The 26,435-nt window shown below is 61.6% G+C and carries 28 protein-coding genes and 1 pseudogene; 12 read left to right on the forward strand and 17 right to left on the reverse strand.

Annotated elements, in window-relative coordinates; translation table 11 throughout:
* Nucleotides 1–5 precede the first annotated feature (5 nt).
* Nucleotides 6–413: a DoxX family protein gene (locus ACFPWW_RS05200; protein WP_112563611.1), complete on the reverse strand. Its 408-nt coding sequence runs from the start codon at nucleotides 411–413 to the stop codon at nucleotides 6–8.
* Nucleotides 414–657: 244 nt separating this feature from the next.
* On the opposite strand from ACFPWW_RS05200, the gene ACFPWW_RS05205 reads away from it, so the two are divergent.
* The gene (locus ACFPWW_RS05205; protein WP_377310815.1) at nucleotides 658–2,031 is read left to right on the forward strand and encodes a GH1 family beta-glucosidase; all 1,374 of its coding nucleotides are present in this window, start codon (nucleotides 658–660) and stop codon (nucleotides 2,029–2,031) included.
* A 37-nt stretch (nucleotides 2,032–2,068) separates the two neighbouring features.
* On the opposite strand, the gene ACFPWW_RS05210 is transcribed toward ACFPWW_RS05205, so the two are convergent.
* Together ACFPWW_RS05210 and ACFPWW_RS05215 are read right to left on the reverse strand one after the other, a co-directional pair.
* Entirely contained in the window at nucleotides 2,069–2,533 is a 465-nt protein-coding gene (locus tag ACFPWW_RS05210; protein ID WP_377310817.1) for a hypothetical protein, read from the reverse strand.
* Entirely contained in the window at nucleotides 2,530–3,000 is a 471-nt protein-coding gene (locus ACFPWW_RS05215) for a MarR family winged helix-turn-helix transcriptional regulator (protein ID WP_112754778.1), read from the reverse strand. Before ACFPWW_RS05215 ends, ACFPWW_RS05210 begins: the two co-directional genes overlap by 4 nt.
* 176 nt (nucleotides 3,001–3,176) lie before the next feature.
* Here ACFPWW_RS05215 and ACFPWW_RS05220 point away from each other — a divergent pair, with 176 nt between their 5' ends.
* Nucleotides 3,177–5,381: a putative bifunctional diguanylate cyclase/phosphodiesterase gene (locus tag ACFPWW_RS05220; RefSeq protein WP_377310820.1), complete on the forward strand. Its 2,205-nt coding sequence runs from the start codon at nucleotides 3,177–3,179 to the stop codon at nucleotides 5,379–5,381.
* Nucleotides 5,382–5,450: 69 nt separating this feature from the next.
* On the opposite strand, the gene ACFPWW_RS05225 is transcribed toward ACFPWW_RS05220, so the two are convergent.
* Together ACFPWW_RS05225 and ACFPWW_RS05230 are read right to left on the reverse strand one after the other, a co-directional pair.
* Entirely contained in the window at nucleotides 5,451–6,380 is a 930-nt protein-coding gene (locus tag ACFPWW_RS05225; RefSeq protein ID WP_112754897.1) for a rhodanese-related sulfurtransferase, read from the reverse strand.
* Between the two features lie 69 nt (nucleotides 6,381–6,449).
* Nucleotides 6,450–7,292: an SDR family oxidoreductase gene (locus tag ACFPWW_RS05230; protein ID WP_377310822.1), complete on the reverse strand. Its 843-nt coding sequence runs from the start codon at nucleotides 7,290–7,292 to the stop codon at nucleotides 6,450–6,452.
* 99 nt (nucleotides 7,293–7,391) lie between these two features.
* Between ACFPWW_RS05230 and ACFPWW_RS05235 the strand changes: the two genes are divergently transcribed.
* The gene (locus ACFPWW_RS05235) at nucleotides 7,392–7,964 is read left to right on the forward strand and encodes a TetR family transcriptional regulator (RefSeq protein ID WP_112754776.1); all 573 of its coding nucleotides are present in this window, start codon (nucleotides 7,392–7,394) and stop codon (nucleotides 7,962–7,964) included.
* 6 nt (nucleotides 7,965–7,970) lie between these two features.
* On the opposite strand, the gene ACFPWW_RS05240 is transcribed toward ACFPWW_RS05235, so the two are convergent.
* The 3 genes from ACFPWW_RS05240 to ACFPWW_RS05250 form a co-directional block, all read right to left on the reverse strand.
* Nucleotides 7,971–8,450 (reverse strand): VOC family protein, encoded by a 480-nt coding sequence (locus ACFPWW_RS05240; protein WP_377310825.1) that lies wholly within the window; start codon nucleotides 8,448–8,450, stop codon nucleotides 7,971–7,973.
* A 74-nt stretch (nucleotides 8,451–8,524) separates the two neighbouring features.
* Nucleotides 8,525–9,433: a CHAD domain-containing protein gene (locus ACFPWW_RS05245; RefSeq protein ID WP_112754772.1), complete on the reverse strand. Its 909-nt coding sequence runs from the start codon at nucleotides 9,431–9,433 to the stop codon at nucleotides 8,525–8,527.
* Entirely contained in the window at nucleotides 9,411–9,899 is a 489-nt protein-coding gene (locus ACFPWW_RS05250) for a CYTH domain-containing protein (protein ID WP_377310827.1), read from the reverse strand. The genes ACFPWW_RS05245 and ACFPWW_RS05250 overlap by 23 nt, the downstream gene beginning before the upstream one ends.
* Before the next feature lie 151 nt (nucleotides 9,900–10,050).
* On the opposite strand from ACFPWW_RS05250, the gene ACFPWW_RS05255 reads away from it, so the two are divergent.
* The 3 genes from ACFPWW_RS05255 (at nucleotide 10,051) to ACFPWW_RS05265 (ending at nucleotide 11,822) form a co-directional block, all read left to right on the forward strand.
* Nucleotides 10,051–10,689, forward strand: coding sequence for a 2-dehydro-3-deoxy-phosphogluconate aldolase (locus ACFPWW_RS05255; protein ID WP_112563627.1), 639 nt, complete (start codon nucleotides 10,051–10,053; stop codon nucleotides 10,687–10,689).
* 128 nt (nucleotides 10,690–10,817) lie between these two features.
* Nucleotides 10,818–11,537 carry a tellurite resistance TerB family protein gene (locus ACFPWW_RS05260; protein ID WP_112563629.1) on the forward strand — a complete coding sequence of 240 codons (720 nt, stop codon included), beginning with the start codon at nucleotides 10,818–10,820 and terminating at the stop codon, nucleotides 11,535–11,537.
* 81 nt (nucleotides 11,538–11,618) lie between these two features.
* The gene (locus ACFPWW_RS05265; protein ID WP_377310830.1) at nucleotides 11,619–11,822 is read left to right on the forward strand and encodes a hypothetical protein; all 204 of its coding nucleotides are present in this window, start codon (nucleotides 11,619–11,621) and stop codon (nucleotides 11,820–11,822) included.
* A gap of 2 nt (nucleotides 11,823–11,824) precedes the next feature.
* On the opposite strand, the gene ACFPWW_RS05270 is transcribed toward ACFPWW_RS05265, so the two are convergent.
* The 3 genes from ACFPWW_RS05270 to ACFPWW_RS05280 all read right to left on the reverse strand — a co-directional run bounded on the left by ACFPWW_RS05270 (nucleotide 11,825) and on the right by ACFPWW_RS05280 (nucleotide 14,523).
* Nucleotides 11,825–12,895 carry a nickel/cobalt transporter gene (locus tag ACFPWW_RS05270; RefSeq protein ID WP_377310832.1) on the reverse strand — a complete coding sequence of 357 codons (1,071 nt, stop codon included), beginning with the start codon at nucleotides 12,893–12,895 and terminating at the stop codon, nucleotides 11,825–11,827.
* Nucleotides 12,889–13,530: a DUF1007 family protein gene (locus ACFPWW_RS05275; protein ID WP_377310834.1), complete on the reverse strand. Its 642-nt coding sequence runs from the start codon at nucleotides 13,528–13,530 to the stop codon at nucleotides 12,889–12,891. Before ACFPWW_RS05275 ends, ACFPWW_RS05270 begins: the two co-directional genes overlap by 7 nt.
* 99 nt (nucleotides 13,531–13,629) lie before the next feature.
* A complete protein-coding gene (locus tag ACFPWW_RS05280) occupies nucleotides 13,630–14,523 on the reverse strand; it encodes a LysR family transcriptional regulator (RefSeq protein ID WP_112564106.1) in 894 nt (297 codons plus the stop codon).
* A 527-nt stretch (nucleotides 14,524–15,050) separates the two neighbouring features.
* Here ACFPWW_RS05280 and odc2 point away from each other — a divergent pair.
* Nucleotides 15,051–16,184, forward strand: coding sequence for an ornithine/lysine decarboxylase (odc2, locus tag ACFPWW_RS05285; RefSeq protein WP_377310837.1), 1,134 nt, complete (start codon nucleotides 15,051–15,053; stop codon nucleotides 16,182–16,184).
* A 96-nt stretch (nucleotides 16,185–16,280) separates the two neighbouring features.
* The gene (locus tag ACFPWW_RS05290) at nucleotides 16,281–16,871 is read left to right on the forward strand and encodes a GNAT family N-acetyltransferase (protein ID WP_377310839.1); all 591 of its coding nucleotides are present in this window, start codon (nucleotides 16,281–16,283) and stop codon (nucleotides 16,869–16,871) included.
* Between the two features lie 61 nt (nucleotides 16,872–16,932).
* Here the strand turns inward: ACFPWW_RS05290 and ACFPWW_RS05295 are convergent, their stop codons facing one another.
* Nucleotides 16,933–17,898 (reverse strand): NAD-dependent epimerase/dehydratase family protein, encoded by a 966-nt coding sequence (locus tag ACFPWW_RS05295; protein ID WP_377310840.1) that lies wholly within the window; start codon nucleotides 17,896–17,898, stop codon nucleotides 16,933–16,935.
* A gap of 162 nt (nucleotides 17,899–18,060) precedes the next feature.
* Here ACFPWW_RS05295 and ACFPWW_RS05300 point away from each other — a divergent pair, with 162 nt between their 5' ends.
* Nucleotides 18,061–19,068, forward strand: coding sequence for a serine hydrolase domain-containing protein (locus ACFPWW_RS05300; RefSeq protein ID WP_377310842.1), 1,008 nt, complete (start codon nucleotides 18,061–18,063; stop codon nucleotides 19,066–19,068).
* Between the two features lie 101 nt (nucleotides 19,069–19,169).
* Nucleotides 19,170–20,326: pseudogene (locus ACFPWW_RS05305) on the forward strand (GGDEF domain-containing protein).
* Between the two features lie 16 nt (nucleotides 20,327–20,342).
* Here the strand turns inward: ACFPWW_RS05305 and cysE are convergent.
* From cysE to ACFPWW_RS05330, 5 genes are all read right to left on the reverse strand, one after another.
* Nucleotides 20,343–21,155: a serine O-acetyltransferase gene (gene cysE / locus ACFPWW_RS05310; protein WP_377310844.1), complete on the reverse strand. Its 813-nt coding sequence runs from the start codon at nucleotides 21,153–21,155 to the stop codon at nucleotides 20,343–20,345.
* Nucleotides 21,156–21,195: 40 nt separating this feature from the next.
* Entirely contained in the window at nucleotides 21,196–21,678 is a 483-nt protein-coding gene (locus tag ACFPWW_RS05315) for a GNAT family N-acetyltransferase (RefSeq protein ID WP_112563649.1), read from the reverse strand.
* A gap of 4 nt (nucleotides 21,679–21,682) precedes the next feature.
* Complete coding sequence (locus tag ACFPWW_RS05320; protein ID WP_377310847.1) at nucleotides 21,683–22,675, reverse strand: WD40 repeat domain-containing protein; 993 nt, start codon at nucleotides 22,673–22,675, stop codon at nucleotides 21,683–21,685.
* Nucleotides 22,675–23,760 carry a CobW family GTP-binding protein gene (locus ACFPWW_RS05325; protein WP_112563653.1) on the reverse strand — a complete coding sequence of 362 codons (1,086 nt, stop codon included), beginning with the start codon at nucleotides 23,758–23,760 and terminating at the stop codon, nucleotides 22,675–22,677. Before ACFPWW_RS05325 ends, ACFPWW_RS05320 begins: the two co-directional genes overlap by 1 nt.
* Before the next feature lie 140 nt (nucleotides 23,761–23,900).
* Nucleotides 23,901–24,692 (reverse strand): creatininase family protein, encoded by a 792-nt coding sequence (locus ACFPWW_RS05330; protein ID WP_112703755.1) that lies wholly within the window; start codon nucleotides 24,690–24,692, stop codon nucleotides 23,901–23,903.
* An 84-nt stretch (nucleotides 24,693–24,776) separates the two neighbouring features.
* Here ACFPWW_RS05330 and ACFPWW_RS05335 point away from each other — a divergent pair, with 84 nt between their 5' ends.
* Entirely contained in the window at nucleotides 24,777–25,286 is a 510-nt protein-coding gene (locus ACFPWW_RS05335) for a MarR family winged helix-turn-helix transcriptional regulator (RefSeq protein ID WP_112563657.1), read from the forward strand.
* Nucleotides 25,287–25,405: 119 nt separating this feature from the next.
* Nucleotides 25,406–26,428 (forward strand): LacI family DNA-binding transcriptional regulator, encoded by a 1,023-nt coding sequence (locus tag ACFPWW_RS05340; RefSeq protein ID WP_112563659.1) that lies wholly within the window; start codon nucleotides 25,406–25,408, stop codon nucleotides 26,426–26,428.
* The last annotated feature ends 7 nt before the right edge of the window (nucleotides 26,429–26,435 follow it).

Consider the following 26,435-nt stretch of genomic DNA (forward strand, 5'->3'; position numbering starts at 1 on the left):
GGCGATCAGGCTGCGGCCGGTGTGCGGCCGCGCTTCAGCAGGTTATCGAGGCTGAACGGGCCTGCGCCGGCAGCAAAGATATAGAGGAAGACGAAGCAGAACAGGATTGCGGCAACGCCGCCATTTTGCGCCGGGTAGAGGCTCTTCGACGCATGGCCGATGAAATAGGCGAAGGCCATCAGGCCCGAAAGCACGAAAGCTGCGAGGCGGGTCTGGAAACCGATGAGAACCAGGAAGCCGAGCGTGAGCTCAAGAAGGCCGGCGACCCAGGGCAGCGAGCCGACGGGCGGTACGCTGGCTGCGGCCGGGAAATGCAGGATCTTCTGCGTTCCGTAGCTGAAAAGCACGAGGGACGAGACGATGCGCAGCAGGCTCAGGAAATGCGGCTGCAGCAGATGGATCGAAGAGAGCATTCGGTTCCTTTCATATTGTGATGCTCTTTCCGGTGTAAGGATCGACGTTGTGACCGCAAATCACGACTGCTGACATTGGCGTTACGAGATCGGCCAGGCAGCCGCATGTGGCAGGCTTGCTGCTTTCCAAGGTTTCTTCCTGCAACGTTGCAGTTTTTGGGTTGGCCGGCCTGTACTTTGAGCGCGGGCTTGGCTAAACCCCGCGCAAACGGTCAGTCCACAAGCTGAGAGATGGGATTTACAGATGATCGATCCGAAAACGCTTGCCGAGCGCTTCCCCGGCGATTTCACCTTCGGCGTCGCCACCGCCGCCTTCCAGATCGAAGGCGCCAGCAAGGCCGACGGCCGCAAGCCGTCCATCTGGGACGCCTTCTGCAACATGCCTGGCCGCGTCTACAATCGCGACAACGGTGACGTGGCGTGCGACCACTATAACCGGCTGGAGCAGGATCTCGACCTCATCAAGGAGATGGGCGTCGATGCCTATCGCTTCTCGATCGCCTGGCCGCGCATCATTCCCGACGGCACGGGTCCCGTGAACGAAGCCGGCCTCGACTTCTACGACCGGCTCGTCGACGGCTGCAAGGCGCGCGGCATCAAGACCTTCGCGACGCTCTATCACTGGGACCTGCCGCTGCTGCTCGCCGGCGACGGCGGCTGGACGGCGCGCTCGACGGCTTACGCCTATCAGCGTTATGCCAAGACGGTGATGAACCGCCTCGGCGATCGTCTCGACAGCGTTGCCACCTTCAACGAGCCCTGGTGCATCGTGTGGCTCAGCCACCTCTACGGCATCCATGCGCCGGGCGAGCGCAATATGCAGGCCGCCCTTCACGCCATGCACTACATGAACCTGGCGCACGGTCTCGGCGTCGAGGCGATCCGTTCGGAAGCGCCCAATGTGCCTGTCGGTCTGGTACTCAACGCCTCGTCGATCATTCCGGGCTCCGATAGCCCCGCCGATCTTGCCGCCGGCGAGCGGGCGCACCAGTTCCATAACGGCGCCTTCTTCGACCCGGTCTTCAAGGGCGAGTACCCGAAGGAATTCGTCGAGGCGCTTGGCGATCGCATGCCAGTCATCGAGGAGGGCGATCTCAAGATCATCAGCCAGAAGCTCGACTGGTGGGGCCTCAACTACTACAAGCCGGAACGTGTTGCCGACGATGCAAGCCGCAAGGGCGATTTCCCCTGGACGGTGGAAGCGCCTCCGGCCAGCGACGTGAAGACCGATATCGGCTGGGAAGTCTATTCGCCGGGCCTCAAGCTGCTCGTCGAAGATCTCTATCGCCGTTACGACCTGCCGGAATGCTACATCACCGAGAACGGCGCCTGCGACAATACCGGCGTCGTCAATGGCGAGGTCGATGACGTCATGCGCCTCGACTATGTCAGCGACCATCTCAACGTCGTTGCCGACCTCATCAAGGACGGTTATCCGATGCGCGGCTATTTTGCCTGGAGCCTGATGGACAATTTCGAATGGGCGGAAGGCTATCGCATGCGCTTCGGCCTCGTGCATGTCGATTACGAAACGCAGGTGCGCACCGTCAAGAAGAGCGGGAAGTGGTATCGCGAGCTCGCCAGCCAGTTTCCGAAGGGCAATCACAAGGCCGCCTGAGCCGCCGTATTCGGCAGGGCATTCGTGCCCTGCCGTTTCAGATCGAATTCAGCTTCCGGGCCGCAGCGAGACGTTTTGCCCGTGTCATTTTCCGCCCGTCTCGGAAATTGAGGACAAGCAGCGAAAGCTGGGCGCAGCCGGCCAGCACTTCCAGCGCCTGCAAGGCATAAAAAAGACCGTCGAAAAGACCGGCCGCCGCCCGCAGGTATAGCAGAATTGCCAGCGGCAACAGGATCAGCAGGCCGTTTGCGGCGATGAGCTTCATGCGTCGACGCTTGCGTTCGATAGAAGGCGAATGACGATCGCGGGCAAGCGAAAAGCCGCTGCCGCCAGTGATTGCCAGTGCCGGGATCAGCAGACAGAGGCCGGTCAGGATCGCTTTCTTGACGGCGACAATAGCGGCCTCCTCCAGAAGAAGTTCCGAGATCAGCGTTGCGGCCAGAAAACCGGCAATCAGGATGATGGCAAGAGTGCCTGCGCCGGCGTGAACGATCGTTTTCATAGCAGTTCCTCGTCTTGTGCGGCGTCCTGCGCCAGCCGTTCGTCGAACCTGTTCAGAAGATCGAGCGCTGCCCGCAGTTCCTGTGCGTCCAGTCCATCTGCAAGTGTGTTGGCCCAGCCGGTGTGAAGCGCGGTTATCCGCCGGTAGCTCTCGGCGCCTTGCGCTGTCAGCACGTAGAAAGGCGATCGCTGATGGCGCGGGTTGGCCCGCTTTTCTATGAAGCCGTCCTCCTCGAGCTTGTTCACCTGTTTTTGGGCGCCCTGACGGGTCATGCCCATCATCTCGGCAATTCCGGGTACGGTGACAGGACCGGAAGATAGCGAAATGGCTCCGAGCACCTGCCATCGGGCGCTGGTGAGGTTCAGCGGTGCGCCCAGCCGGTCGCCGCCATCCAGCAGCCGTCCGTTGATGCGGAAGACCATCAGCATGATATCCGTCAGCAAATCGGCTTCGATCGTGCGCTTCAAGATTCCCGATCTCCGTTTCCATTATGGAAACTAGTTACCATAATGGAAAATAGTTGTCAATCTTGGGAGGCGTGAGATCGTCAAGTAATCTGAGCCGGATTCTTGATAGTTGTCATGATTTTAAGCGTTTTTTGACCCTTGGCTGCGAAGATTTCCTGAACGGGGAGTTGTATGAATTGCCGGCAGTCTTGAGGTCTAAAAGCAACGGGTCGGGATTGGGCCGCCATACCACAGTTACTGGCGTGCTTTTTTCCTTCGCAGTCATTGTTGCTGTCGTCACCATCATGGTTTTGACGGCGCTGGAGCGCGTGTCTGAAAATGCCAACGTGCTCGACGACGAGCGCTCGCGCGAGACCACTGTCGGCGCACTCAAGACCTTCGAGGATCAGCTTGCCGCCACGCTCGACGACTATGCCGCCTGGGACGACGCGGCCGCCAATGTCTACCGGGCAGACGGCATGGCATGGACGATCAGCAATTACGGCGAAATGTCCGTCAACAGCCCTCTCTTCGATACGGCAATCGTCGTCGACGATGAGAAGAAGACCGTCATGGCCTATCAGGATGGTCTGCCCATGCAGAAGCCGGTGGGCGATTTCTTTGCGCCTGCTCTCTGGCAGCTTTTGGACAGGGCTCGTGCGCCCGACGCCGGCGACAAGCCGCAGGCGACGGGTTTCGTCCGGACCGAAAGGGGCATTGCCGCCGTCGGCATCGCGCTCGTGCGCGAGAAGTCCGGTGCGCTGGACGTGCCTGCCGGTCAGCATCGCTACCTAATTTTCGCCAGGCATCTCGATGATGCGAAAATTTCCGCTCTCGGCGCCACCTACGTGCTGAACGGGTTGCGGCTCGTGCCTGCGGATTTCGCCTCGGCCTATTCGGTCGAAATCGCAGATCCCACTCGCACGGTTCTTGGCAAGCTTGTCTGGGTGTCGCGCTCGCCGGGAGATATCGGTTATGCGCAGGTGCGGCCCATGGTCATCCAGGCGCTTGGTCTGGTCGGCCTGTTCTTTGCCGTCCTGCTCATTATCGGCTGGCTTGCCGGGCGGCGTCTCAAGGCGGAGGAAAACAGCGCGCGTGAGGAAACGCTCCGCGATCGCCTCAGCGGCCTCTCCAACCGCGATGGCCTGGGCCTTGCCGTCGACAGCTTCGTGGCGCAGGCACGGCAGACGAAGCGGAACGTCCTGCTGCTCTATCTCGATCTCGATGGATTCAAGGAAGTCAACGACAGCTACGGCCACGGCACCGGCGACCAGCTGATCCGCGCGGTCGCGGCGGGACTGGACGTGCTGATCCCGGACGGTGCCGTGCTTGCGCGCATCGGCGGGGATGAATTCGCAATCGCTTTCCTTTCGGAGGCGGAGAATGCGGCCGCGCTGCAGCTTGCCGAGCAGATCCTCGATTTCCTTGCCGAGCCGCTTGAGGTCGGCCGTCGTATCGTCGTGGTCGGCGCCAGCATCGGCATTGCCATGTCGCCGCTGGGCTCGATCGATCGCGAAGAACTGGTCCGCCGCGCCGATCTCGCCATGTACAAGGCGAAGGAAGCCGGCCGCGCCCGCATGACGCTCTACGATCCGGCCATGGATACCGATCGCGCGCAGCGCAACGCGCTGGAGCTCGATCTGCGCATGGCGATCGAAAGCGGCGATCTCACGCTTGCCTATCAGCCACTTGTCGATGCCGCGACGCATGAGATGACGGGCGTCGAAGCGCTGGTGCGCTGGAACAGGCCCGGCCACGGCCCGGTTTCGCCGGAGATTTTCATCCCCATCGCCGAGACCAGCGGGCTCATTGAATCGCTTGGCCTTTTCGTGCTGCGCAAGGCCTGTGAGACGGCAAAACAGTGGCCGGAGCTGAAGATCTCGGTCAACGTTTCACCGGGCCAGTTCCGCAATCCGGCTTTCACCGATTACGTGCGCTACGTGCTGAAGCAGACGGAGATCGAGGCGAGCCGCGTCACGCTGGAAATCACCGAAGGTTATATGATCCAGAACCCGCAGCGCACGCGCCAGTCGATCGAGCGCCTGAAGTCGCTTGGCGTGAAGGTGGCGCTCGACGACTTCGGCTCCGGTTTCTCGTCGATCGGCTATCTGCGCCAGTTCGGCTTCGACCGCATCAAGATCGACCGCTCGCTGGTGACGGATATCACCACCGACGACCGGCAGCGGGAAATGCTGCAGGCGACGGTGGCGCTCGCACGTGCGCTCGATATCCCGGTCACGGCAGAGGGTATCGAAACCGAGGAGCAGGCCGTCGCATTGCGGCTCTTCGGCAGCGACTGCCTGCAGGGGTACTTCTTCGGAAAGCCGATGTCGGCCGAGCAGATCAACGACCTGTTGCAGGAGCGGCGCGAAGCCCGGGTCCTGCGTCGGATCGCGGGCTGAACCGGCGCCTAATCCCTTTGTCGTCACGCAAGTCCGGAGGTGGCGCCGCGCACCTTTGCCGAAGCCGCGTCAGGTGCCGATATGTTTCTGGCCACGCTTCCTGGCGAGCGCGATCTGGTGCTGGCGCTGACGGTAGCGCAGGCGGTCCTCTTCGCTGCGGGTATGATAACAATTGCTGCAGGAAACGCCCTCCTCGTAATAGGGCGAAGTGACCTCTTGCGCCGTGATCGGATTGCGGCAGGCATGGCAGAGTTTGTGCTCGCCTTCCTTCAGCCCATGTTCGACCGAAACGCGCTCGTCGAAGACGAAGCAGGCGCCGTCCCAGAGGCTTTCTTCCTGCGGCACTTCCTCCAGATATTTCAGGATGCCGCCCTTGAGGTGGTAGACCTCATCGAAACCCTGTTCCTTCATGAAGGCCGTCGCCTTCTCGCAACGGATGCCGCCGGTGCAATACATGGCGATCCTCGGCTTGTTGTGCAGGCCGGGATTGTTGCGCACCCAGTCCGGAAACTCGCGGAAGGTCTTGGTCTTCGGATCAACGGCGCCGCGGAAGGTGCCGATCGCCGTCTCGTAGTCGTTGCGCGTGTCGATCACGATCGTATCGGGATCGGAGATCAGGGCATTCCAGTCGCCGGGGTCGACATAGGTGCCAACCACCTTGTTGGGGTCGATATTCTCGACGCCCATCGTGACGATCTCCTTCTTCAGCTTCACCTTCATGCGCAGGAAAGGCATCTTGGAAGCACGGCTTTCCTTATGCTCGAGCGCGGCGAACTCCGGCTGGGCGCGCAGGAAAGCGAGCACGGTGCGGATGCCGGCGTCCGGACCGGCAATCGTGCCGTTGATGCCTTCATGGGCAAGCAGAAGCGTGCCCTTGACGCCATTTTCCTCGCAGAGCGCCTGCAAGGGCTGCTGCAGGCTTTCGTATCGCGGCAGCGAGACGAAATGGTAAAGTGCTGCCACGAGGAAGGGGCTTGTCTGGATCGCGTTTTCGGTCATGCGCGTGGAAATACAGAAGGTGTCGTCCTTGCGCAATAACATTACGCAAGTGCGCTCGCGTTTGACGCCTCAAGGGGCCGGCGGGAAATCGGTCGAGAAGGCGGTTTCCTTCTGCCCCTCGATACTGGCAAGGCGCTCGCCGAGCGCTTTCATGATGGCCGTATAGGAGTCGCTGCCAAGCACGATGCGTTTCGGTGCAGGAGACTGGTCGGCGCTGGAGATGATGATTTCCACCATCCTGGCGGGATCGCCAATCGGCAGCCGCGAGCGATCCTGCAGTATCGTGTGCACCAAACCGGCGGGCGTGCCCTGATAGGCGTCGATCTTCGTTCCGACCTGTGCGTTGCCGAAGCGGAATTCCGTACGGGCGCCGCCGGGCTCGACAATGGTTATGCCGATGTTGAAAGGGGCAAGCTCCTGCACCATTGCTTCGAAGAAGCCCTCCGCTCCCCATTTGCTCGCATGATAGAGCGAGCCGCCGGCCATCGCCGCAAGGCCGCCATAGGTGGATATCTGAACGATGCGCCCGCCGCCCTGGGCACGCAGATGCGGAACGGCCGCCCGCACGAGGTGGATCGGCCCGGCCAGATTGGTTGCGATCTGATGGTCGATCTGTTCGTTCGACAGTTCCTCGGCCGCCCCGAACAGGCCGTAGCCGGCATTGCTGACCACAATGTCGATGCGCCCCAACTCGGCAAAGGCGCGGTTCACCACGGCGCGGATGCCCGCGACATCGATCATGTCCAATTGCGCTATCCAGAGCCGGTCGCCGTAGAGCGCCTTGAGGTCATCGGCTGCAGTGGCCTTGCGGATAGTGCCAGCAACACGCTCGCCGCTCGACAGCAGGCGCTCGGCCATGAGACGACCGAAGCCGCTGGAGATGCCGGTAATAAACCAGGTGCGTTCCATCATTGAGAACCTTTCTAACTAACCAGTTAGACAGTTAACTAGATCTATCTAACCGGTTAGTCAAGTGATAGGGCTGGAGCAGCTGGAAAGGAATCGGATTGCATGCGCAACGCGGAACTGAGCAAGGAGAAGATACTGGCGGCAGCCCTTCGGGAGTTCTCCGATTTCGGCATTGCCGGCGCGCGCGTGGACCGCATCGCCAAAGCCGCGGGATGCAACAAGAATCTCATCTATATCTATTTCGAGAGCAAGGAAGCGCTGTTCGAGACTATCCTGCGCAAGCACCTTACGCGGATCTATGAGGAACTGCATTTCACGCCGGAAGACCTGCCCGATTATGCCGCGCGCATCGTCGATTTTGCCATGGCAAATCCCGATCTCATGCGCCTGCTTGCCTGGTTCGGGCTCGAGCGGAAGGTCGGCAGCCCGGCTGAACGCAGCGCTTCGGCCGGAAAAAAGGTCGCAGCCCTTGCCGAAGCGCAGGCGCAAGGCATAGTGGATGCTCGTTTTCCACCTGCTTTCCTGCTGACAATCATCATGTCGATTTCGACGGCCTGGACGGCCGTCAATCCTTTCGGACCATCCTTCGATCAGGAGGGGGCAGAAGACCTGAGCGCCTTGCGCCGAAGAGTATCCGAAGTCGTGCGGCTCCTGGTCAGACCTCCTGCCAGGTGATGGGGACTACTGTCGGCGTGCCTGCCATAGCGCATGGAAGCGCATGCCGAAAGCGGCGTCGGGCTCCTCGTCAAGCACGCTCAGGAATTCGATGGAATGACCGTCGGGATCGTTGAAATAGAGCGAGAGCGCCGGCACCCAGCCGATGACGATCGGTTCGGTGATCGGCTCGCCGTGGAAGCCGTGCAGTTTCAGCCCCTTGTCGATCAGCAGCGCCGGCGCCCGCATCATTTCGTCCCGCGACAGGCGAAAGGCCATGTGCAGGCGCATCTTCAGGGGGCCGGTGCCGGTTTCCCAGAGGCCGAGCATGCCGTTCTCCCTGCCGTTCACCCAGAAGAAGGCGATGCGGCGCTCGGGAAATTCTGCGGCGAGTTCCAGGCCCAGAATATCGCGGTAGAAGGGAACGGAAACCTTCAGATCGGCGACGGTGAGATGGGTTTCGTAGATCCCGTGGATCTGTGGGGTTGCGGCATTGTCGGCAGACATGTCTTCCTCGGCGGGTTGATTGACCGGTCAAGGCTAGGATCTCAACCAATGTTGAGGTCAACAGATAAAATTCATCAGTTGCGGATCGAGACCCAGAGCAGTTCGAGACGTTGCGCTTCGTCATCCGGATCGTCGCCATAGAGCGTTTCGGCGCTGCGCAGCGCCTCGCTCCGATCCTGCTGCTGGCGGAAGATGATGGCATCCAGCAGATGGGCGAGATCGTCGTTGCGAGTGAAGAGTTGCGGCTCTGCCTCCACGAGACCCGAGAGTACGGAGAGATCGTTTATATGGCCGAGCCGTTCGACGATGTCCTTGGCGAAATCGCGCTTGGCCTTCATGGCGCTTGGCCAGAGGTCGCGCAGAAGCGAGTGATAGAGGCGATAATCGTAAGTGCGCTTGCGCAGCTCATGAAAATCTTCGGCCGCGGCCTCCTCGTGGCAGGCATCGAGCGCCTCTCTGGCGCGCGATGCCGTCCGGCGCCAGCTCTTTGCCAGCATGCGGGCATTCTTGCGGTGGCTGTTGTCGAAGACGACGTCGTCGAGCGCCGCAATCGCCTCCCGCAGGCGGCCGGCAGCGTCGTGCAGCCTTTGTTCCAGGTCGCTTTCGGCCTCCGCCATCCAGTCGCGCCGAGCTTCGAGAATGGCGACGATACGGCCGAGCGCCTCGGCCTCTTCCGGGTTTCGGGCATTTTCCTGCAGGTAACACGCAGTGCCGACGATTGCTGCGGCATCGCGGATCGTGGAGAGCGACCGTGCCGTTTCCCGCAGCCGCGCATTTTCGCGTTTCTGGAATTCCGGCACTTCCCGAGACACCAGACGATAGAGCGAGCGCAGCCGCTTGATATTCTTGCGGAAGGCATGGATCGCCTCATGGGCGCCTTCCGGCCGCTTATCGAGAACGGTGATGGCGCGCGTCAGTTGCTCCTCGGCGGCGCTTCGGAACTCGTCGGTAAAGTCGGCCTCAGGCCGTATGCGATAGCCCATGCCTGTCGTGCTCAAATTCTGTAGCCAGCGCCTGATTGGAATAGCGGAAATCGCCTGTGACCTCGCGGCCAAGCCAGGCGGGCAGGGGAGGATTGTCGGTTTCGGCCTGCATCTCGACTTCGGCGATGACGAGGCCACGATGGGCGCCGGCAAAGACATCGACTTCCCAGACGAAACCTTCATAAGGGACGCGGTAACGCGTCTTTTCGATGACGATACCGATGGCGTTTTCCAGCAGTTCCTCGGCGTCGGCGATGGGGATCTCATACTCGAATTCGTCGCGGGTGAGCGTGCCGCGGCCGATCTTCATCGTCAGCCGCGCGGTCTTCCCATCAAGGATGCGAATACGCACCGAGCGGTCATCCATGGAGGCGACGTAGCCCTGTTTCAGGACCGATTTGGACTCTGCGGCAGAGCGCCATGCTTCGCCACGTACGAGGAACTTCCGTTCGATCTCTTTCGCCATACGAATGAACCTTTTGTGACGATCACGGCACGGTAGCCCAATTTATAGGGATTTAATACCCGTCTTGTCGCATGGGCCGGTTTTATCTCGACAAGCCTCCGTGGGGGCGTTATTCGAAAGCCGATTTCAATCGTTTAAGGGAACCGTGGCCATGGGCGAGAAGACAGAAAAACTCCTTTCCATCCTGAAACTCCAGCCTGTCGTTCCGGTCCTGATCGTCGATGATGCCAAGTCGGCCGTATCGCTTGCCCGCGCGCTCGTTGCGGGCGGCCTGAAGGCGATCGAGATCACCATGCGCACGCCGGCTGCCCTCGACGCTGTGCGTGCAGTCGCCGCTGAAGTGGAAGGCGCGGAAGTCGGCGCCGGCACCATCCTCAACGCCGCCCATTGGGAGGCCGCCGTAAAGGCTGGCTCCAAGTTCATCGTCAGCCCCGGCACGACCCAGGAGCTGCTGGACGCCGCAGCCGATTCTCCGGTGCCGCTGCTGCCGGGGGCTGCCACCGCAAGCGAAGTCATGGCGCTGCGGGAAGAAGGCTACCAGGTTCTCAAGTTCTTTCCGGCCGAGCAGGCCGGCGGTGCGGCCTATCTCAAGGCCCTGTCCTCGCCGCTTGCCGGTACGTTCTTCTGCCCGACCGGCGGCATCTCGCTCAAGAATGCCAATGACTATCTCTCGCTGCCGAACGTCGTCTGCGTCGGCGGCTCGTGGGTCGCGCCGAAGGAACTGGTTGCGGCAGGTGACTGGGCCGGCATCACCAAGCTTGCTTCCGAAGCTTTTGCGCTGAAGGGCTGAGGGGGCCGCGGAATCGGGTCTCAAAACCTAAAGTCTTGAACGAGGGTGGCTTGCCGCCCTCGTTTGTATTTCGGCAGTCGCAAACCTATGTTCTCCTCCAGCCTCTGCAACAGGGAGAAGACGAGGACATGTTCGACGCGAAGAAGCTACTCGACCAGTTTCTGGGATCGCAGGTGCCGGGCGTGGGCGGCAGCGTGCGTGATCGGGCCGGCGATGCGATCCAGATGGCGAAGGACAATCCGCTGAAGACCGGCGCGCTTGCCGCCGTTCTTCTCGGCACCAAGACCGGTCGCAGCATCGCAGGCAATGCCATTACGATCGGCGGGCTCGCGGCCATTGCAGGTCTCGGCTATCAGGCCTGGAAGAATTATCAGGCCGGGCAGGCGCCGGCGGCACCGTCCGACGCGCCGACGGCCAACAATCCCGTGCTTCTGCCGCCGCCTGCCGAATCCGGCTTCGGAACGGCTTCGCCGGCAACCAGCAACGAATTCGTGCTTGTCCTTATCCGCGCCATGATCGCCGCCGCCAAGGCCGACGGCCATATCGACGACGCGGAACGGACGCTCATCATGGACAAAGTCAAGGCCGCCGATGTCAGCGGCGAAGCCGCAAGCTTCATCGAGCGCGAGCTTTCGGAGCCGACGGATATCGATGCGCTTGTCGCAGCCGCCGTGACCGAGGAGCAGAAGGTCGAACTCTACACGGCCTCGCGCCTGACGATCGAGCCCGATTCACGGGCCGAACGCGGTTATCTCGATCTGCTTGCAGGCCGGCTCGGTCTTCCCGATCAGCTTGTCGATCATATCGAAGCGACGGTTTCTTCCGCCAAGACGACGCTGTCGCAATAGGATCGGCGGACAGCCCCCAGGGCCGGTTGCCTTTGCAGGGCGGCTGGCCTATCCACTCCCGGACAAGAGGAGTGACTATCCATGAGCCCGGAAAGCCGTTCGCAGGCAATCGCCGCCGCCATCATCCTTATTTGTGCCGGGCTGGTGATCTATTTCCTGCCGACCATCGTGCTGTGGATCGGCAGTTTTTCGCCGACACTGGCGGTCATCGTCGGCGTCTGCCTGCTGATGTGTTTCTTCGGCATCTTCTGGCTGCGGGCGCGCTATCAGCGCAGGAAGCCTTGACGCTATCCCTGCAGGGAGGCTCCGAGCAGCAGGACGCCCATCAGGATCACGAGAAGTGCGCCCGCTATCTCGATCGCGTTGCCGATCCAGACCGAAGCCGGCGAACCGCGGCCGGAGAGGCGCACCGCCGTGCCCTTGGCAGTGACGGCAAGCGTGGCGAGGATCGCAACGGTGATGGCAGTGCCGAGCGACATGGCGACGACAGAGAGCACGCCGCCGAGATAAAGCCCGTTCAGCAGTGAGAAGGTCATGACCAGCAGGGCGCCGGAACAGGGGCGCAAGCCCACGGCGATGACTGCCGACCAGGCTTCGCGCATGCTGAACCTGTCGCCGCCGACGAGCGACGGATCGGGCAGGTGGGAATTGCCGCAGGTTTCGCAGACCATGCCGGGCACATAGGTGTGGCCAGGATCCACTGCCTGCGCCTTGCCGCTGAAGCGGAAATCTGCGCTCTGGCGTTCTGCCGCATTGTCCTTCCAGTCCAGCATCATGCCGACCGGGCCGGCCGACGTTGCCATCAGCTGACGGCGCGGCAGGTTGCGGGCCATCGAGCGCAGCTTGCGAAAGAGCAGCCAGCCGCCAAAGAGGATGACCATCACGAAACTTGCGATTTCCATGGCCTGAGTGGCCACGGTCAGCGTGATGCCGGTGCCGCGCAGCACCAGCCACGCACCGCCGACGAGAAGGACCGCCATGACGCCCTGCACGAAGGCCGAGATGAAGGAGATCACGACTCCGCGTCGAAGCTCGACCTCGTTGGCGATCATGTAGGACGAGATGACGGCCTTGCCGTGGCCGGGACCGGCAGCGTGGAAGACACCGTAGGCGAAAGAGAGGCCGATCAGCGAAGAAAGCTGCCACGGGTCCTGGCGCATCTCCTTCAGGGCGCCGGTCAGCGCACGGTAGAACGCCTGCTGCTCATAGTTCACGTAGAGGAAGAGAGGCGCCAGCGGCCCGCCCGTCGGCTGGAAGCTCGGCTCCGCCGTGCCGATGCCGAGCGGCGATTGCGCATGGGCGGCGACGGCCATGGCAGCGAGCGCAAGCAGGGCGAGCGACAGGCGTCTTGTCAGCATGTGACCTCCAGCCGCGTGGCAAAGAGCTTCGACATATTGGTGCCGGTCGGATCGTTGAAGAAGGCGTCGGTCAGCGACTGCTTGTTTTCCGAAATCACCTCGTCCGCATCCGGGCGCACGACCGCGTGCTTGCAGGCTTTGAAGCCGTCGCCGACCATGGCAAGCTCGTTGTCGGTTGGGAAGTCGATCGAGGTGTAGAGCGTCGGATCATAGACGCCGAAGGTCAGCTTGCCCTTCAGCGGCATCTTTTCCACTGGCTTGACGGCAAAGAACATCAACAGCTGGCCTTCCTTGTAGTCGACATGAATGATGTCGGGCTTCTGGACGGTGATATTCTTCCCGCTGATCGTCAGGTTCATGTAGTAATCGTAATCGGCAAGCGAATCGCGAACCGTCTTGCCGACTTCGGCGAGTTCGTTCGGCTCCAGCTTCAGATCGGTGTTCTTGTCGAAATCCATGACGACGGAGGAGGAGAAGACCTCGTCGAAGCGCCAGACATTGCGCAGCTCCTCGATGCTGCCATCCGGTGCGGCAACGACCTCCAGCCGCGCTTCCACGAATATATGGGGATGGGCGAAGGCGGTGGCGGGGGCCAGCGAAAGAAGCCCGGTCGTCAGAATTATCGATCGTTTCATGCTTGCCGGCTACCCTGTTCGGTTCGGTGATGTCTCGCCAGAAAATGGGACGGAATTGGGACCGGCCCTGCGACGCTTGGGCGCGTTCGGCCGGTCGCTTCAGGGGTGTTTCTTGAACCAGTTGGAGAGATAATCCACGAAAATCCTGACCTTTGCCGGCAGGTAGCGCCGGTGCGGATAGACCGCATAGATGCCGCGATCGGTCGGGATGTAATCGTTGAACAGCGTGACCAGCCGGCCGTCCTCGATCGGTTTGCGGGCAATGAAATCGGGGATCAGCGCAATGCCGATCCCCGACAGTGCGGCGCGCAGCGTCGCGTGCGGGCTGTTGACCTCGATCGGGCCGGAGACGGCGACGGCAAAGGAGGTGCTGTCGGGATTGTAGAAGCGGATGCTTGCCTGGCTGCGGGAATTGGTATCGACGATGAAGGGGACGTTGGAAATATCCGTCGGATGTTCGAGATCCGGATAGCGCTCGAGGAATTCCGGTGTCGCGCAGATATGCACGCGGAAATCCGAAATCTTGCGGGCGATCATACCGGAATCTTCGAGCTTCGTGACGCGCACGGCCACGTCGAAACCTTCCTCGATCAGATCGACGAAGCGGTCGTCGGCGGCTATCTCGAGCTGCAGGTTCGGGTTTTCCTTGGCGAAGTCGATCAGCGACTGGCCGACATCGGCATCGACGAAGGTGCGGGGCACCGAAACCTTGAGGCGGCCCTTGAGTTGGGCGTTGTTCTCGCGCACGAGATCGGCGAGGTTGTCGATCTCTTTCAGGATGTCGGAGGCGGTGCGATAATAGGTGTGTCCGGCCTCGGTCATGGAGAACTGACGGGTGGTGCGATTGAGCAGCAACGCGCCGAGTTCGTCCTCCAGTTCGCGCACATATTTCGACAGCAGCGCCTTGGAGCGGCCGGTGCGTCGCGCCGCAGCGGAAAAACCTTCTGCTTCAACGACATCGATGAAGGCGCGTATGCGGGTCAAGGTGTCCATGACGATCCCCAAATCTGTTGAACGAGGATGAACAAATTGTTCCCCATCGTTCAATTATTTTTTTGAGCTGGAGCATAAAATTTCTCTTGATTGTGAAGGCGAATATACTTATTTCACGGGCTGCCCAAAGTCGCACGTGCCTGTGGGTGTCCGCCGACCCTCGATTAGGTGAGGTCATCGGTAAGGTACCTGGAACTAACCGCTCCAGTCGCTATTCCGGCCAACCGGGAAATGCGAGGACATCTTGAAGCAACGACGGTGCGGGCCTTTCTGGTGTCTGCCGGCTTTCCATCAGCCGGGGTTACTGAAGAGGCACACCTTCATTGCCGGAAGTGCGGCGGGACTCTCCCACCAATCCAAGGCAGACAAAGCCGAGCCCATGCCATTCTGTGGCGTTGGTTCATTATCTGCGCATCAGGCGCTTGCAAGGTACCGGGGTCTCCACCGGCTGGTTCCTTTGCGGGCGGTTGCTTGCCCTTTGTCCTCCGGGCCGCCCGGAGCCTGGAACTGAGAAGAGGGTTATTGACATGACCACCCAGCGTATTCGCGACTTTCTCGCCGCCCGCCGTCCCGACGGCCCCTGCCTCGTCGTGGATCTCGATGTCGTGCGCGATAACTTCCACGCTTTCCGTCACGCGATGCCGGACAGTGCGATCTATTATGCCGTCAAGGCCAACCCGGCCCCGGAAGTCCTGAAGCTGCTCGCCGGCCTCGGCTCCAATTTCGACTGCGCTTCGGTTGCAGAAATCGAAATGGCGCTTGAGGCCGGTGCGACCGCAGCCCGCATTTCCTACGGCAACACGATCAAGAAGGAACGCGATATCGCCCGTGCCCATGCGCTCGGCGTCAGCCTCTTCGCAGTCGACAGCCATGAAGAAGTCGAGAAGATTTCCCGTGCAGCTCCGGGCGCCGGCGTTTTCTGCCGCGTTCTGACCGATGGCGAAGGCGCCGAATGGCCGCTGTCGCGCAAGTTCGGCTGCGTTCCGCAGATGGCCGTCGACGTTCTCGTCTACGCTCACCAGCTCGGCCTGCAGTCCTACGGCGTCTCGTTCCATGTCGGCTCGCAGATGACCAAGGTCGATGCCTGGGATTCGGCTCTTGCCGATGCCAAGCGCGTCTTCGTCCAGCTTGCCAAGCAGGGCATCCACCTGCAGATGGTCAATATGGGCGGCGGCTTCCCGACCAAGTACCTGCGCGACGTTCCGTCGGCAGAAGCTTACGGCAAGTCGATCTACCAGGCGCTGCGCACGCATTTCGGCAACCAGATCCCGCAGACGATCATCGAACCGGGCCGCGGCATGGTCGGCAACGCAGGCGTCATCAAGGCTGAAGTCGTGCTGATCTCCAAGAAGTCGGACAATGACGCCGCTCGCTGGGTCTTCCTCGACATCGGCAAGTTCGGCGGTCTCGCCGAGACGATGGACGAGGCCATCCGCTACCCGATCCGCACAGAGCGCGACGGCGACGAGATGGAGCCTTGCGTGATCGCTGGCCCGACCTGCGATTCGGCCGACGTGCTTTATGAAAAGAACCTCTATCCGCTGCCGATTTCCCTGACGATTGGCGACGAGGTTCTGATCGAAGGCACCGGCGCCTACACGACGACCTACTCGGCGGTCGCGTTCAACGGCTTCGAGCCGCTGAAGGCCTACGTCATCTAAGGTCCTGTTTCTGCCAGCCCCGTAACCAGCCGGGGCGGCAAATTCACAATTCTCCGAAGTCACCGTCTGAAACGGTTTTGAGTGCGGGAGGCCAAAATGGCCGCTGTTCTTGATTCTGTCCGCGCATTTTTTGCGCCCGTCACCTTCACTATCGACGCGGAAAATCCGTCCGACGTCGTCGCCCGCGAGACCTTGCTCGACCGTGTCATGGGTCCGGACCGCCGCAAGAAATCGTCGGAAATGATCCGCCGCAACCGCATTCCGGCCGAGGGCCTGGCACTGGTGGCGCGCGACCGCGACGGTCGGGTGATCGGCACGGTTCGTCTGTGGAACGTCGAGGCCGGCATCAACCAGGAAGGTACGGCACTCGACGCGCTACTGCTCGGCCCGCTCGCCGTCGACAACAAGCATGGCGGCAAGGGCATCGGCTCGGCGCTGATGCGTGCGGCGCTTCTCGAAGCAAAGAACCGTGGTCACGGCGCAATCCTGCTCGTCGGCGATGCGGAATATTACGAGCGCTTCGGCTTTTCCGCCGAGAAGGCTCGTCACCTCGTCATGCCCGGCCCCTTCGAACGCTCGCGCTTTCTGGCGCTCGAGCTCGTTGAGGGCTGGCTTGGCGGCGCGGCCGGCATGATCGTCCCGTCGGGACGCATGCTGGCCGGCGCGCCGGTCCGGAAGGCGGCCTGACCGGCATCGCCCCTCCCATTTCCGGGAGGGGCTTTTCCGTTTCATGCCCATCGGCGACGGTTCACGGAGCCTTTGCCTCGACGCGGCCATTCTCGATCAGCCAGCGGACGGCTTCCTGCACGGCCTGCAGCGAGCTGTAGCGCGGCGTGAAACCGAGCAGCCGGCGGGCCTTTTCCATCGAGCAGTTGGGGCTGCGGGCGATATGTTCCCAGGTGGCTTTCGCCTCCTCGGGTTTTTGTCTTTCCGCCCAGCTTTCGTAGGGCAGGAATTCCAGTTTCGCCTCCTGGCCGAACCACGCGGCCATAGCCTCGGCGTAACCTCGCAGCGTGATCGCCTTTTCCGACACCGCATGGAAGGCCTCACCAACCGCAGTCTCGGGTTTTGCGATGGCCGCCATGAAGAGTTCGGCAATGTCATCGGCGTGGACGTGATGGACGGTTTCCATGCCAAAATTCGGCAGGGCCAGCGTCTCGCCGCGTGCCAGCGTCGTGAAGACGGCGGGATTGAAGTGGCCGGCCGGGTTCAGCGGGTTCCAACCGGGACCGACGATATGGCCCGGATGGATCAGCGTTGCGGGGAAGTTTCTCTCCCGCGCCATCCTCAAAAGATAGGCTTCGATCGCCGCTTTCTTCACGCCGTAGTCGCCGAATGGCTTCTTCGATGCCTCTTCCGGTGTCGGCACGACGGTGGAGAAACCATGTGTCCAGATCGTGCCGGTATGGAGAAAATGGCGGACACGACCGTCAAGCGCGGCTGCGAGCTGTTCGGCGCTTTCAGGCGTGAAGCAGATCATGTCGATGACGATTTCGCCTTCAAGCGCGCGGATCGCCTCCCCGAAACGGCCTTCGGCCTCAAGTGCCGAGCGGTCCATATGTCTGATATCGACCCGCCTCCATGCGTCATGCGCCTTATAAGGGGCGGCTGCGCCGCGGCTGATCGCCACGACCTGATGGCCGGCCTCGACGAGGCGGGGCACAAGATAGGTGCCGACATGTCCTGTTGCTCCGATGACGATTACGCGGGCCATGCAATCTCCTCCAGATGTGCATTCGGGCTTGTGCTGTGCACTATGTCGTGCCGCCTCACTGAACGGCAAGTGGCCAATGCGCGGATCATAAAGTTTCACGTCCGCGTGAATCGCCGGCCTTCGCTACTGATTTACCAGGCAGCCGCACTAACTCATCGCTCCATGATCAAACGCCTTGTTCTCAGTCTTCTGCTGCTCGTTCCCTTTGACGCTGTCGCCCAGCAGCAGAATGACGCCGTTTCGGCCCTGCTTGACAATCTCGCAAACCGGGACGAGCTGAAGCCGCTGAAAACCGTCATTGTCGCCCGTTACGGACGCATCGTGGCGGAGCACGGCTACCGTGGCCACACGCCATTGGAATCGACCAACATCAAATCCGCTTCGAAATCGATCATTTCGGCGCTGGTCGGTATCGCCATCAGCAAGGGGCTGCTGGAAGGGCCGGATCAGAAGATCGCGCCGATCCTGAAGGCCGATCTGCCGGCGTCTGCGGATCCTCGCCTCAACGAGATCACGATCGGCAACCTTCTTTCCATGCAGGCGGGGCTGGATCGCCTGTCAGGGCCGAACTACGGCCGCTGGGTTTCCTCACGCAACTGGGTCCGCTTTGCACTCTCGCAGCCGTTCGTCGATCAGCCGGGCGGGGCAATGCTCTATTCCACCGCTTCGACGCATATTCTCTCCGCCATTCTCACCAAAGTCGGCGGCAGATCGACGCTGGCGCTGGCGCGGGAATGGCTTGGGCCGGTCGAGGGCTTCCATATCGGCGCGTGGGAGCGGGATCCGCAGGGGATCTATCTCGGTGGCAACCAGATGGCGATGAGCGCCCGATCCTTGCTTGCCTTCGGCGAGCTCTACCGCAATGGCGGGCGCACAACCGATGGCCGACAGGTAGTCCCTGCCGACTGGGTCGGCCAGTCCTGGCAGCGCCGTACCAATTCGCGCTTCTCCGGCGACGACTATGGCTACGGTTGGTTCACGCGGCAGATCGGTGGGGAGGAGGTGCATTTCGCCTGGGGCTATGGGGGCCAGATGCTCTATATCGTGCCGTCACTCGATCTCACCGTCGTCATGACCTCGCAGGAGAGCGGCCCGTCCGCGCGCAACGGCTACAGGGATGCGCTGCATGACCTGCTGGGTGAGATCATCAGCACTGTGCGCGCTGCCTGACGCAGAAAAAGCGTGGATCGTTAGATTTTTAACAAAGCATCCAATCAAACCGCAAATCGCCTCCTGTAGGGTACGCGGCGTGGGACTTCGGGACGAGTTCGATGCTGCTGGATCTGCGGACTATTTATTTCATCGTTGCGGTGAGCTGTATCGTTCTGAGCGCTCTCCAATTTGCCGCCTATGCGACAGGCCGCTTCGAACGCTGGCCGCTCTGGTGGGGTGCCAGCAACCTGCTCGTCGGTATCGGCTCCTTTCTCGTCGCACTGCGGAACTTCGTTCCCTACTCTGTCTCCATCGACGCGGGTAACGTGCTGACCATTGTCGGTTACATGCTGATGTTCTTTGCCGTCCGCGCCTTTGCGGGGCATCCGATCGACCGGCGCCATTCCTGGATCGTGATCGTCTGCGGCAGCCTGCCGGTGGCGCTTTTCATCAGCGACCGGCTGCGGTATCCGAGCGCCTTCTTTATGTCTCGGTGATCTGCTGCCTTTGTGACCTTACCATCGTCAGGGAAGCCGCAGGCATTGCCCGGCGCGAGAAGCTCTATTCGGCGGCACTTCTTTGCGGGCTTTACGTCGCCACTGCGGCCATTTTTGCCGTCCGCAGCTTTCTGGCCGCAACCGGCAATATCGGCGGGCCGGATCCCTTCGGCGCCAGCGTGGTCCATAGCTGGATGGCGGTATCGGCGGTGGCCTTCATCATGCTGCGCAGCATGGCAATGGTGCTGATGGCGGCGGAGCGCAGCCGCAACCAGCTCATCGAGCTTGCCCATCACGATCCGCTCACCGGGGTGCTCAACCGCAGCGGCCTTGCCCAGCGTGTGCCGCAGCTCGCCGGTCAGCCGCTATCGCTTCTCATCATCGATGTCGACAATTTCAAGCAGTTGAACGACCGGCACGGCCATGCCGCAGGCGATGAGGTTCTGCGGCTTTTTTCCACGGTGGCGAAGGGCATCCTGCGTCCCGGCGACCTGCTTGCCCGACAGGGCGGGGACGAATTCCTGGCGGTGCTTGGGACTGTGGATCGGGAAGAGGCCGTGGCGATCGCAAACCGAGTTCGGCTTTCCTTCGCGGCGGCCGTCATGCAGATGCCGGATCTGGCGATCTTTCCGACCTTGAGCATCGGCGTTTCCGTGCGTACGCCCGAGATCGGGGATTTCGAACGACTTGTGCAGAAGGCGGATGAGGCGCTCTACCGCTCGAAACGGGAAGGCCGCAACCGTGTCGAGGTGTCTGGGGAAAGCCAGCAGGCCGCCTGACGGCGCTTCGCCGTCCTCAGATGTTCTGATCCATCGTTTCGGCGGGAATTTCATCGTTGCGGTGAATACGCACCACCGTTGCCGGGACGCCGGCCACCGTGCAATGGGCCGGCACCGGTTTGAGCACGACACTGCCGGCGGCGATCTTGCTGAACGCGCCGATCTCGATATTGCCGAGGATCTTCGCGCCGGCGCCGATCATCACGCCGTGGCGGATTTTCGGGTGGCGGTCTCCCGTCTCCTTGCCGGTGCCGCCGAGCGTGACATTCTGCAGGATCGAGACCTCGTCCTCGATGACGGCCGTCTCGCCGATGACGATGCCCGAGCCGTGGTCCAGCATGATCGACGAGCCGATCCTTGCCGCCGGATGGATATCGGGACCGAAGACCAGCGAGGCGAGGTTGGAAAGCCAGCTGGCAATCTCGAAACGGCCGTCGGTCCAGAGAGCATGGGCAACGCGGTGCGTCTGCAGAGCATGAAACCCCTTGAGGTTCAGCAGCGCGTGCAGATAGGTGGTGCAGGCCGGATCGCGCTCGCGCACGGCCAGCAGATCGGCTTCGATGGCGGTGCGTATATCGGCATGCTCCAGCAACATCCCGTGAAACAGCCGGAAGAGTTCCTCGGCATCGACCTTCGCCACGGCGAGGCGCGCGGAGATCACATGCGCGATGATATCTGCGTCGCTATCGGCGCGGATAATCTGCGTTTCGAGCAAGGTGCGCAATGTCGGCTCACGCGCGGCGAGATCCGTCGCTTCGGCGCGAATTGCCGACCACACGGACGTGAAGGCGCCCAGCTCCTTGGCGGCGGCACTATTCGAAGCGTGCATATTCGGATCCCTGTTCTTGCAATCTGCGCGCGGCCGATTTTCAGCGACGGTATGGAACGGCACTATACACCGGTTCCGCGAGGCGACGCCAATGGTAGAGCATGTCAGGCTCTCCTTCCTCGTTGTCGCTGCCGTCCGTTTCCGCGATGGGCGAGAAGCCACGCGCTTCATAGAAGGCGCGTGCACGGCGATTTTGCTGGAATGTCCACAGGCGAACGTCGTTCATCTCGTCTGTTGCAGAGGAAAGAAGCCTTGTGCCGATCCCCATCCCCTGCACATCGGGCAGAATATAGAGCTGCTCGATCCAGCCATTTCCGTAGGCGATGACGCCGACGAGTCCGGCGTCGACGAAAGCGCCGAGAGCCGTGTATTCCGCCAGCAGATGGCTTCGCCAGTAGGCTTCGTCTTCCTCGGGCGTGTGCACATCGCGAAGATGCGGCAGGGCGTGCCATAGTGCGATCCGCCGCACCATGGCCGCCTGATACGCATGTCCGGCTGTCAGAGGCGCGATCTCGATGGCCATGGGATCAGGCCGCCGCGATATCCACCACGCCGCAATCGCCGGATTCGGAGGCGAAGGCGAGCAGCTTGCCGTTCCTGCTCCAGCTCATGCTCGTGATCGCACCCTTGCCGGGGCGTCGCAGCAGGGCTTCCTTGCTGTCTGCGAGACGGACGGCGAGGATCATGCCGTCGATGAAGCCGATGGCGAGGATATCCTCGGCCGGATGGAATTTCACCGCGGTTGCCATGATGTTTGCGCGGGTTCCGAGTTCCAGCGGCGCCTTGCCCATCGGACCGTCCTTGCCTTGGAAGGGCCAGACGATGGCGGCCGGTGCACCCGAGGAGGCAAGCCATTTGCCCTTGGCCGACCAGGAGAGCGACTTTACCTTGGCCGGATAGCCGGTCATGCGCATGTGGCGGGCCTCCGCGCCCGACTTGCCGTCGAGCTTCCAGCCGTGCAGCGCGTTTTCCTGCATCGAGGTAACGAGAAAATTGCCGTCGGGCGAGAAGGTCACGCCGGTATGGGCGCCCTTCCATTCGAGATCGATCGGCTTGGCGTTCGTGCCGACCCAATGAAGCGAAACGCCGTTATAACGCGCTGCGGCAATGCGCAGGCCCTTCGGCGCGAAGGCGAGGCCTTCGACCGTACGCTCTTCGGGAAATTCCTTGGTCGTGCCGTCGGCCAGACGCACGAGCGTGCTCTTGCCGTAGGAATAGGCGACCGCCCCCTGCGGGCCGGCGGCGACCTGCGAAATCCATTTGCGCGGCGCCGACGCGATCTCGCTGACATTGCCGTCTGCGCCGATGCGCAGCACCTTGCCGTCTTCGCCGCCGGAAATCAGGCTTTCGCTATAGGGATCGCGGATCGCCGTCAGCATGCCCTGGTGGGCTTCGATGACCTTGTCGCTGCCTTCGAGCCGGTGAAAGCTACCGTCGGCACTCGCGAAGAAGGGGACATCACCTAAAAATTCGACGGCTAGAACGTGGCCGTCGAGATCAAGCGGTGCAACTGTCGGCATCAGGCAGTCGCCTCGCACGCCTTGAAGGATTCTTCGAGCTTGGTGCGGTCGAGGTCGCGGCCGATGAAGACGAGACGGCTCTCATGCTTTTCGCCATCCTTCCACGGACGCTGGTGATCGCCTTCGATGATCATGTGCACGCCCTGGACGACATAGCGCTCGGCGTCATCCTTGAAAGCGATGATGCCCTTGAGCCGCAGGATGTTCGGACCCTGCGTCTGGGTGATCTTCTGAATCCAGGGGAAGAAGCGCTCCGGGTTCATCTCGCCGCCGCGCAGCGAAACGGACTGTACCGTGATGTCGTGGATGGCCGACATGTCACCGTGATGGTGGTGATGATGGTCGTGGTCATGATCGTGGTGGTCGTGATGATGGTGATCATGATCGCAATCCGGGCCGCAGACGTGATCGTCATGGCCGTGCTCGAGGAAGTGCGGATCGTTTTCCAGCGCGCGCTCGAGGTTGAAGGCGCCCTGGTCCAGAACGCGGGCGAGATCGACGCCCGAACGGCTGGTCTTGTAGACGCGGGCGGCCGGGTTGATGGCACCGACGATATCCTCGATCTGGGCCAGCTCTTCCGGTGTCACGAGATCGGTCTTGTTGATGATGACGACATCGGCGAAGGCGATCTGATCTTCGGCCTCGCGGCTGTCCTTCAGGCGCAGCGGCAGGTGCTTGGCGTCGACGAGAGCAACGACGGCGTCAAGCTCGGTCTTGGAACGGACGTCGTCATCCATGAAGAAGGTCTGGGCGACGGGAACCGGATCAGCAAGGCCGGTGGTTTCGACGATGATGCCATCGAAACGGCCGGGGCGGCGCATCAGGCCTTCGACGACACGGATCAGGTCGCCGCGGACCGTGCAGCACACACAGCCATTGTTCATTTCGTAGATTTCTTCGTCGGATTCGACGATCAGGTCGTTGTCGATGCCGATCTCGCCGAACTCGTTGACGATAACCGCATATTTCTTGCCGTGATTTTCGGAAAGGATACGGTTGAGCAGCGTCGTCTTGCCCGCGCCGAGATAACCGGTGAGCACGGTAACGGGGATGGGCTTCTGCTGTGTCTGGATCGCGTCGGTCATGAGAACCTCTAGGAATAGGGCTTTGACCCCGAGGCAAAGTCCGGGGCCGGAATTGGTCGGTTTCATATAGGCGCTTGGGAGCGGCAGTTCAAAGGGTTTTGTATGTTATAAGATCACATTGCCTAATCATCGAACCGGCGTTATCGCAGCCGGTCCGCGTCGAAGGCGTCGACATCCTGCAGCAGTTCCACCAAGCCGCCGACGGCATGGGCAATCAGTGCTTCGCCCTTTGCCGCAGTTGCCTTCGCGGCGTTGCCGGCAACGCCCTGCGGATTGAGGTCCGACATCTTCCAGCCGAAGGCGTGCGGGCCGTAGGCGCGCAGGTGTCTGAAGCGCTCGGCAAACTCCGTCTGGCGGGAAGTGAAGTCGGCCGCGCTCGCCATGTCCACGCGCTCCGGATGGAGAGCCAGCATGACGGATGTCTCGATATCGCCGCCGTGGATATCGACCGCCTTTTCTTCGGGAGAGATCACACCGTCGGGAACGCCGAAGCGGGTCCAGCTGGTGGCGATGGCGAGCATGTTGAAACGCACGCGCGCTTCCGTGGCGACGATCGTCATCAGCGGTGAGTTGCCGCCATGGGCGTTCAGCATCACGAACTTGCTGATACCCAGTTTCGACAGTCCTTCGGCGATAGTGAGCCAGCGCTTTATGGCTGTATCAAAAGGAAGCGTCTTCGTTCCTTCAACATCCATGTGCTCTAAGGAGTAGCCGACCGATTCGACAGGGAGTACGGTGACGGGCAAACCGGCCGGCAGGGCGGTTTTCAGCCTGTTGACGATACCTTCGGCGATCAACGTGTCGGTTTCGAAGGGCAGATGCGGACCGTGCTGTTCATGGGCGCCGAGTGGCAGGACAGCTATCCAGCGGCGACGTGCCTCCGGCGCGAGCGCCAGGTCATTGTCCTCGAAACGGAACGACGGAACCAACATCGGGCCTTGCCTCTTGTTTATGACGAGATGATGGGCAATGTCATATCGCAGCCTGGGCAGTGCTTAAAGATCAAAGGGATGGCAATGGGCAAGAAGCATAAGGACGGCAAGAAGCACAAGAAAAGGAAGGACCAGACCGAGTATACGCTCGCCGATCTTTCGCCGGCCCTGACGCAGGCTGCCCGCTCCATGCGCACGGTCCTGTCACGCAACCTGCTGGAAAGCGGTCTCTATGCCGGCCAGGACGGTGTGATCCTTTCGCTTGCCGAAAGCGACGGCATGACGGCCGGCGGGCTTGCCCAGAAGCTCGGCGTCAAGGCACCCACCATGACGCGCACGATCGGCCGCATGGAGGCGCAGGGGTTCCTCGAGCGCAAGCCCGATGCCGAGGATGCCCGGCTCACCAAGGTCTACCTCACCGAACTCGGCCGCGGCAGCGTGCAGGCGATCGAGCTTGCCGCCTCCTCCTGCGACAGGCTCGCGACGCTTGATTTCTCCGAAAAGGAAATCCGCAATCTCGTGCGTCTGCTGAAGGCGATCGATGCCAATCTGCAGGCGGAAGCCATGCATGTCGACGAAGATGAGGAAGATTGAAAATTTCCTCAAAAGGCGAATTGCCTGTATCGCTTAAATCTTTTAATTAAATTTTTTAAGGCTGCCGCTGCACTGCGGCAGTCCTTGACCAGCTTCACGCGTTGCCTGGAGGAGGAGACGTGGCGCAGAAGATCAAGCTTTCGACGATTGCCGAAACGCTCGGCATATCAACGGCGACCGTTTCCCTGGCCTTACGCGACAGTCCCCTTGTAGCCGGCAATACGCGGGAGAAGATCAAGGAACAGGCACGCGCACTGGGCTACATCTACAACCGCCGCGCCGCCAGCCTGCGCACCTCGCGCTCCGGCATTATCGGCGTCGTGGTCCACGACATCATGAACCCGTTCTACGGCGAGATCCTGAAGGCGATCGAAAGCGAGCTCGACCGCAGCCGCCACACCTTCATCCTTTCCAACCATTACGATTCCGTCGAGAAGCAGCGCACCTTCATCGAGACCCTGCTGCAACTCGGCGGCGACGGGGTGATCATGTCGCCGGCAATCGGCACGCCGCCGGAAGATATCCAGCTTGCGGAAGAGAACGGCATGCCGGCCATTCTCGTTGCCCGTTCGATGGACAGCCAGGACGTGCCGACCTATCGCGGCGACGACAGTTACGGCATCTCGCTTGCCACCAACCACCTGATCGGCCTCGGTCATCGCACCATCGCCATGATCGGCGGCACGGATCAGACCTCGACCGGGCGTGACCGCTATCAGGGTTATGTCAACGCGCTGCGCAAGGCCGGCATCGAGGTCGATCCGAACCTGCGCATTCCCGGTCCCCGCTCGAAACAGGGCGGTTTCGAGGCGGCCGTGCATTTCTTGTCGCTGCCGCAGAAGCCGACTGCTGCCGTCTGCTGGAACGATCTGGTGGCCATCGGCCTGATGAACGGCATTGCCCGTGCCGGCCTCGTGCCCGGCAGCGATATCTCGGTCACCGGCTATGACGATCTGGAGGAGGCCTCGATCGCCACGCCGGCGCTGACCACCGTCTGGAACGGCCAGACGGAGGTTGGACGTCTTGCCGCCCGCGCCCTACTTGATCGGCTTGCCGGCAGCCATGAACCCGACGGTATCCATCTCATCAAGCCGGAAATGCGTATCCGCCAGTCCACCAGCCCCTATCGGCCGCGTACCTGACCGCCGA

It is taken from the genome of Rhizobium sp. GCM10022189, assembly GCF_042656325.1.
Classification (GTDB): domain Bacteria; phylum Pseudomonadota; class Alphaproteobacteria; order Rhizobiales; family Rhizobiaceae; genus Rhizobium.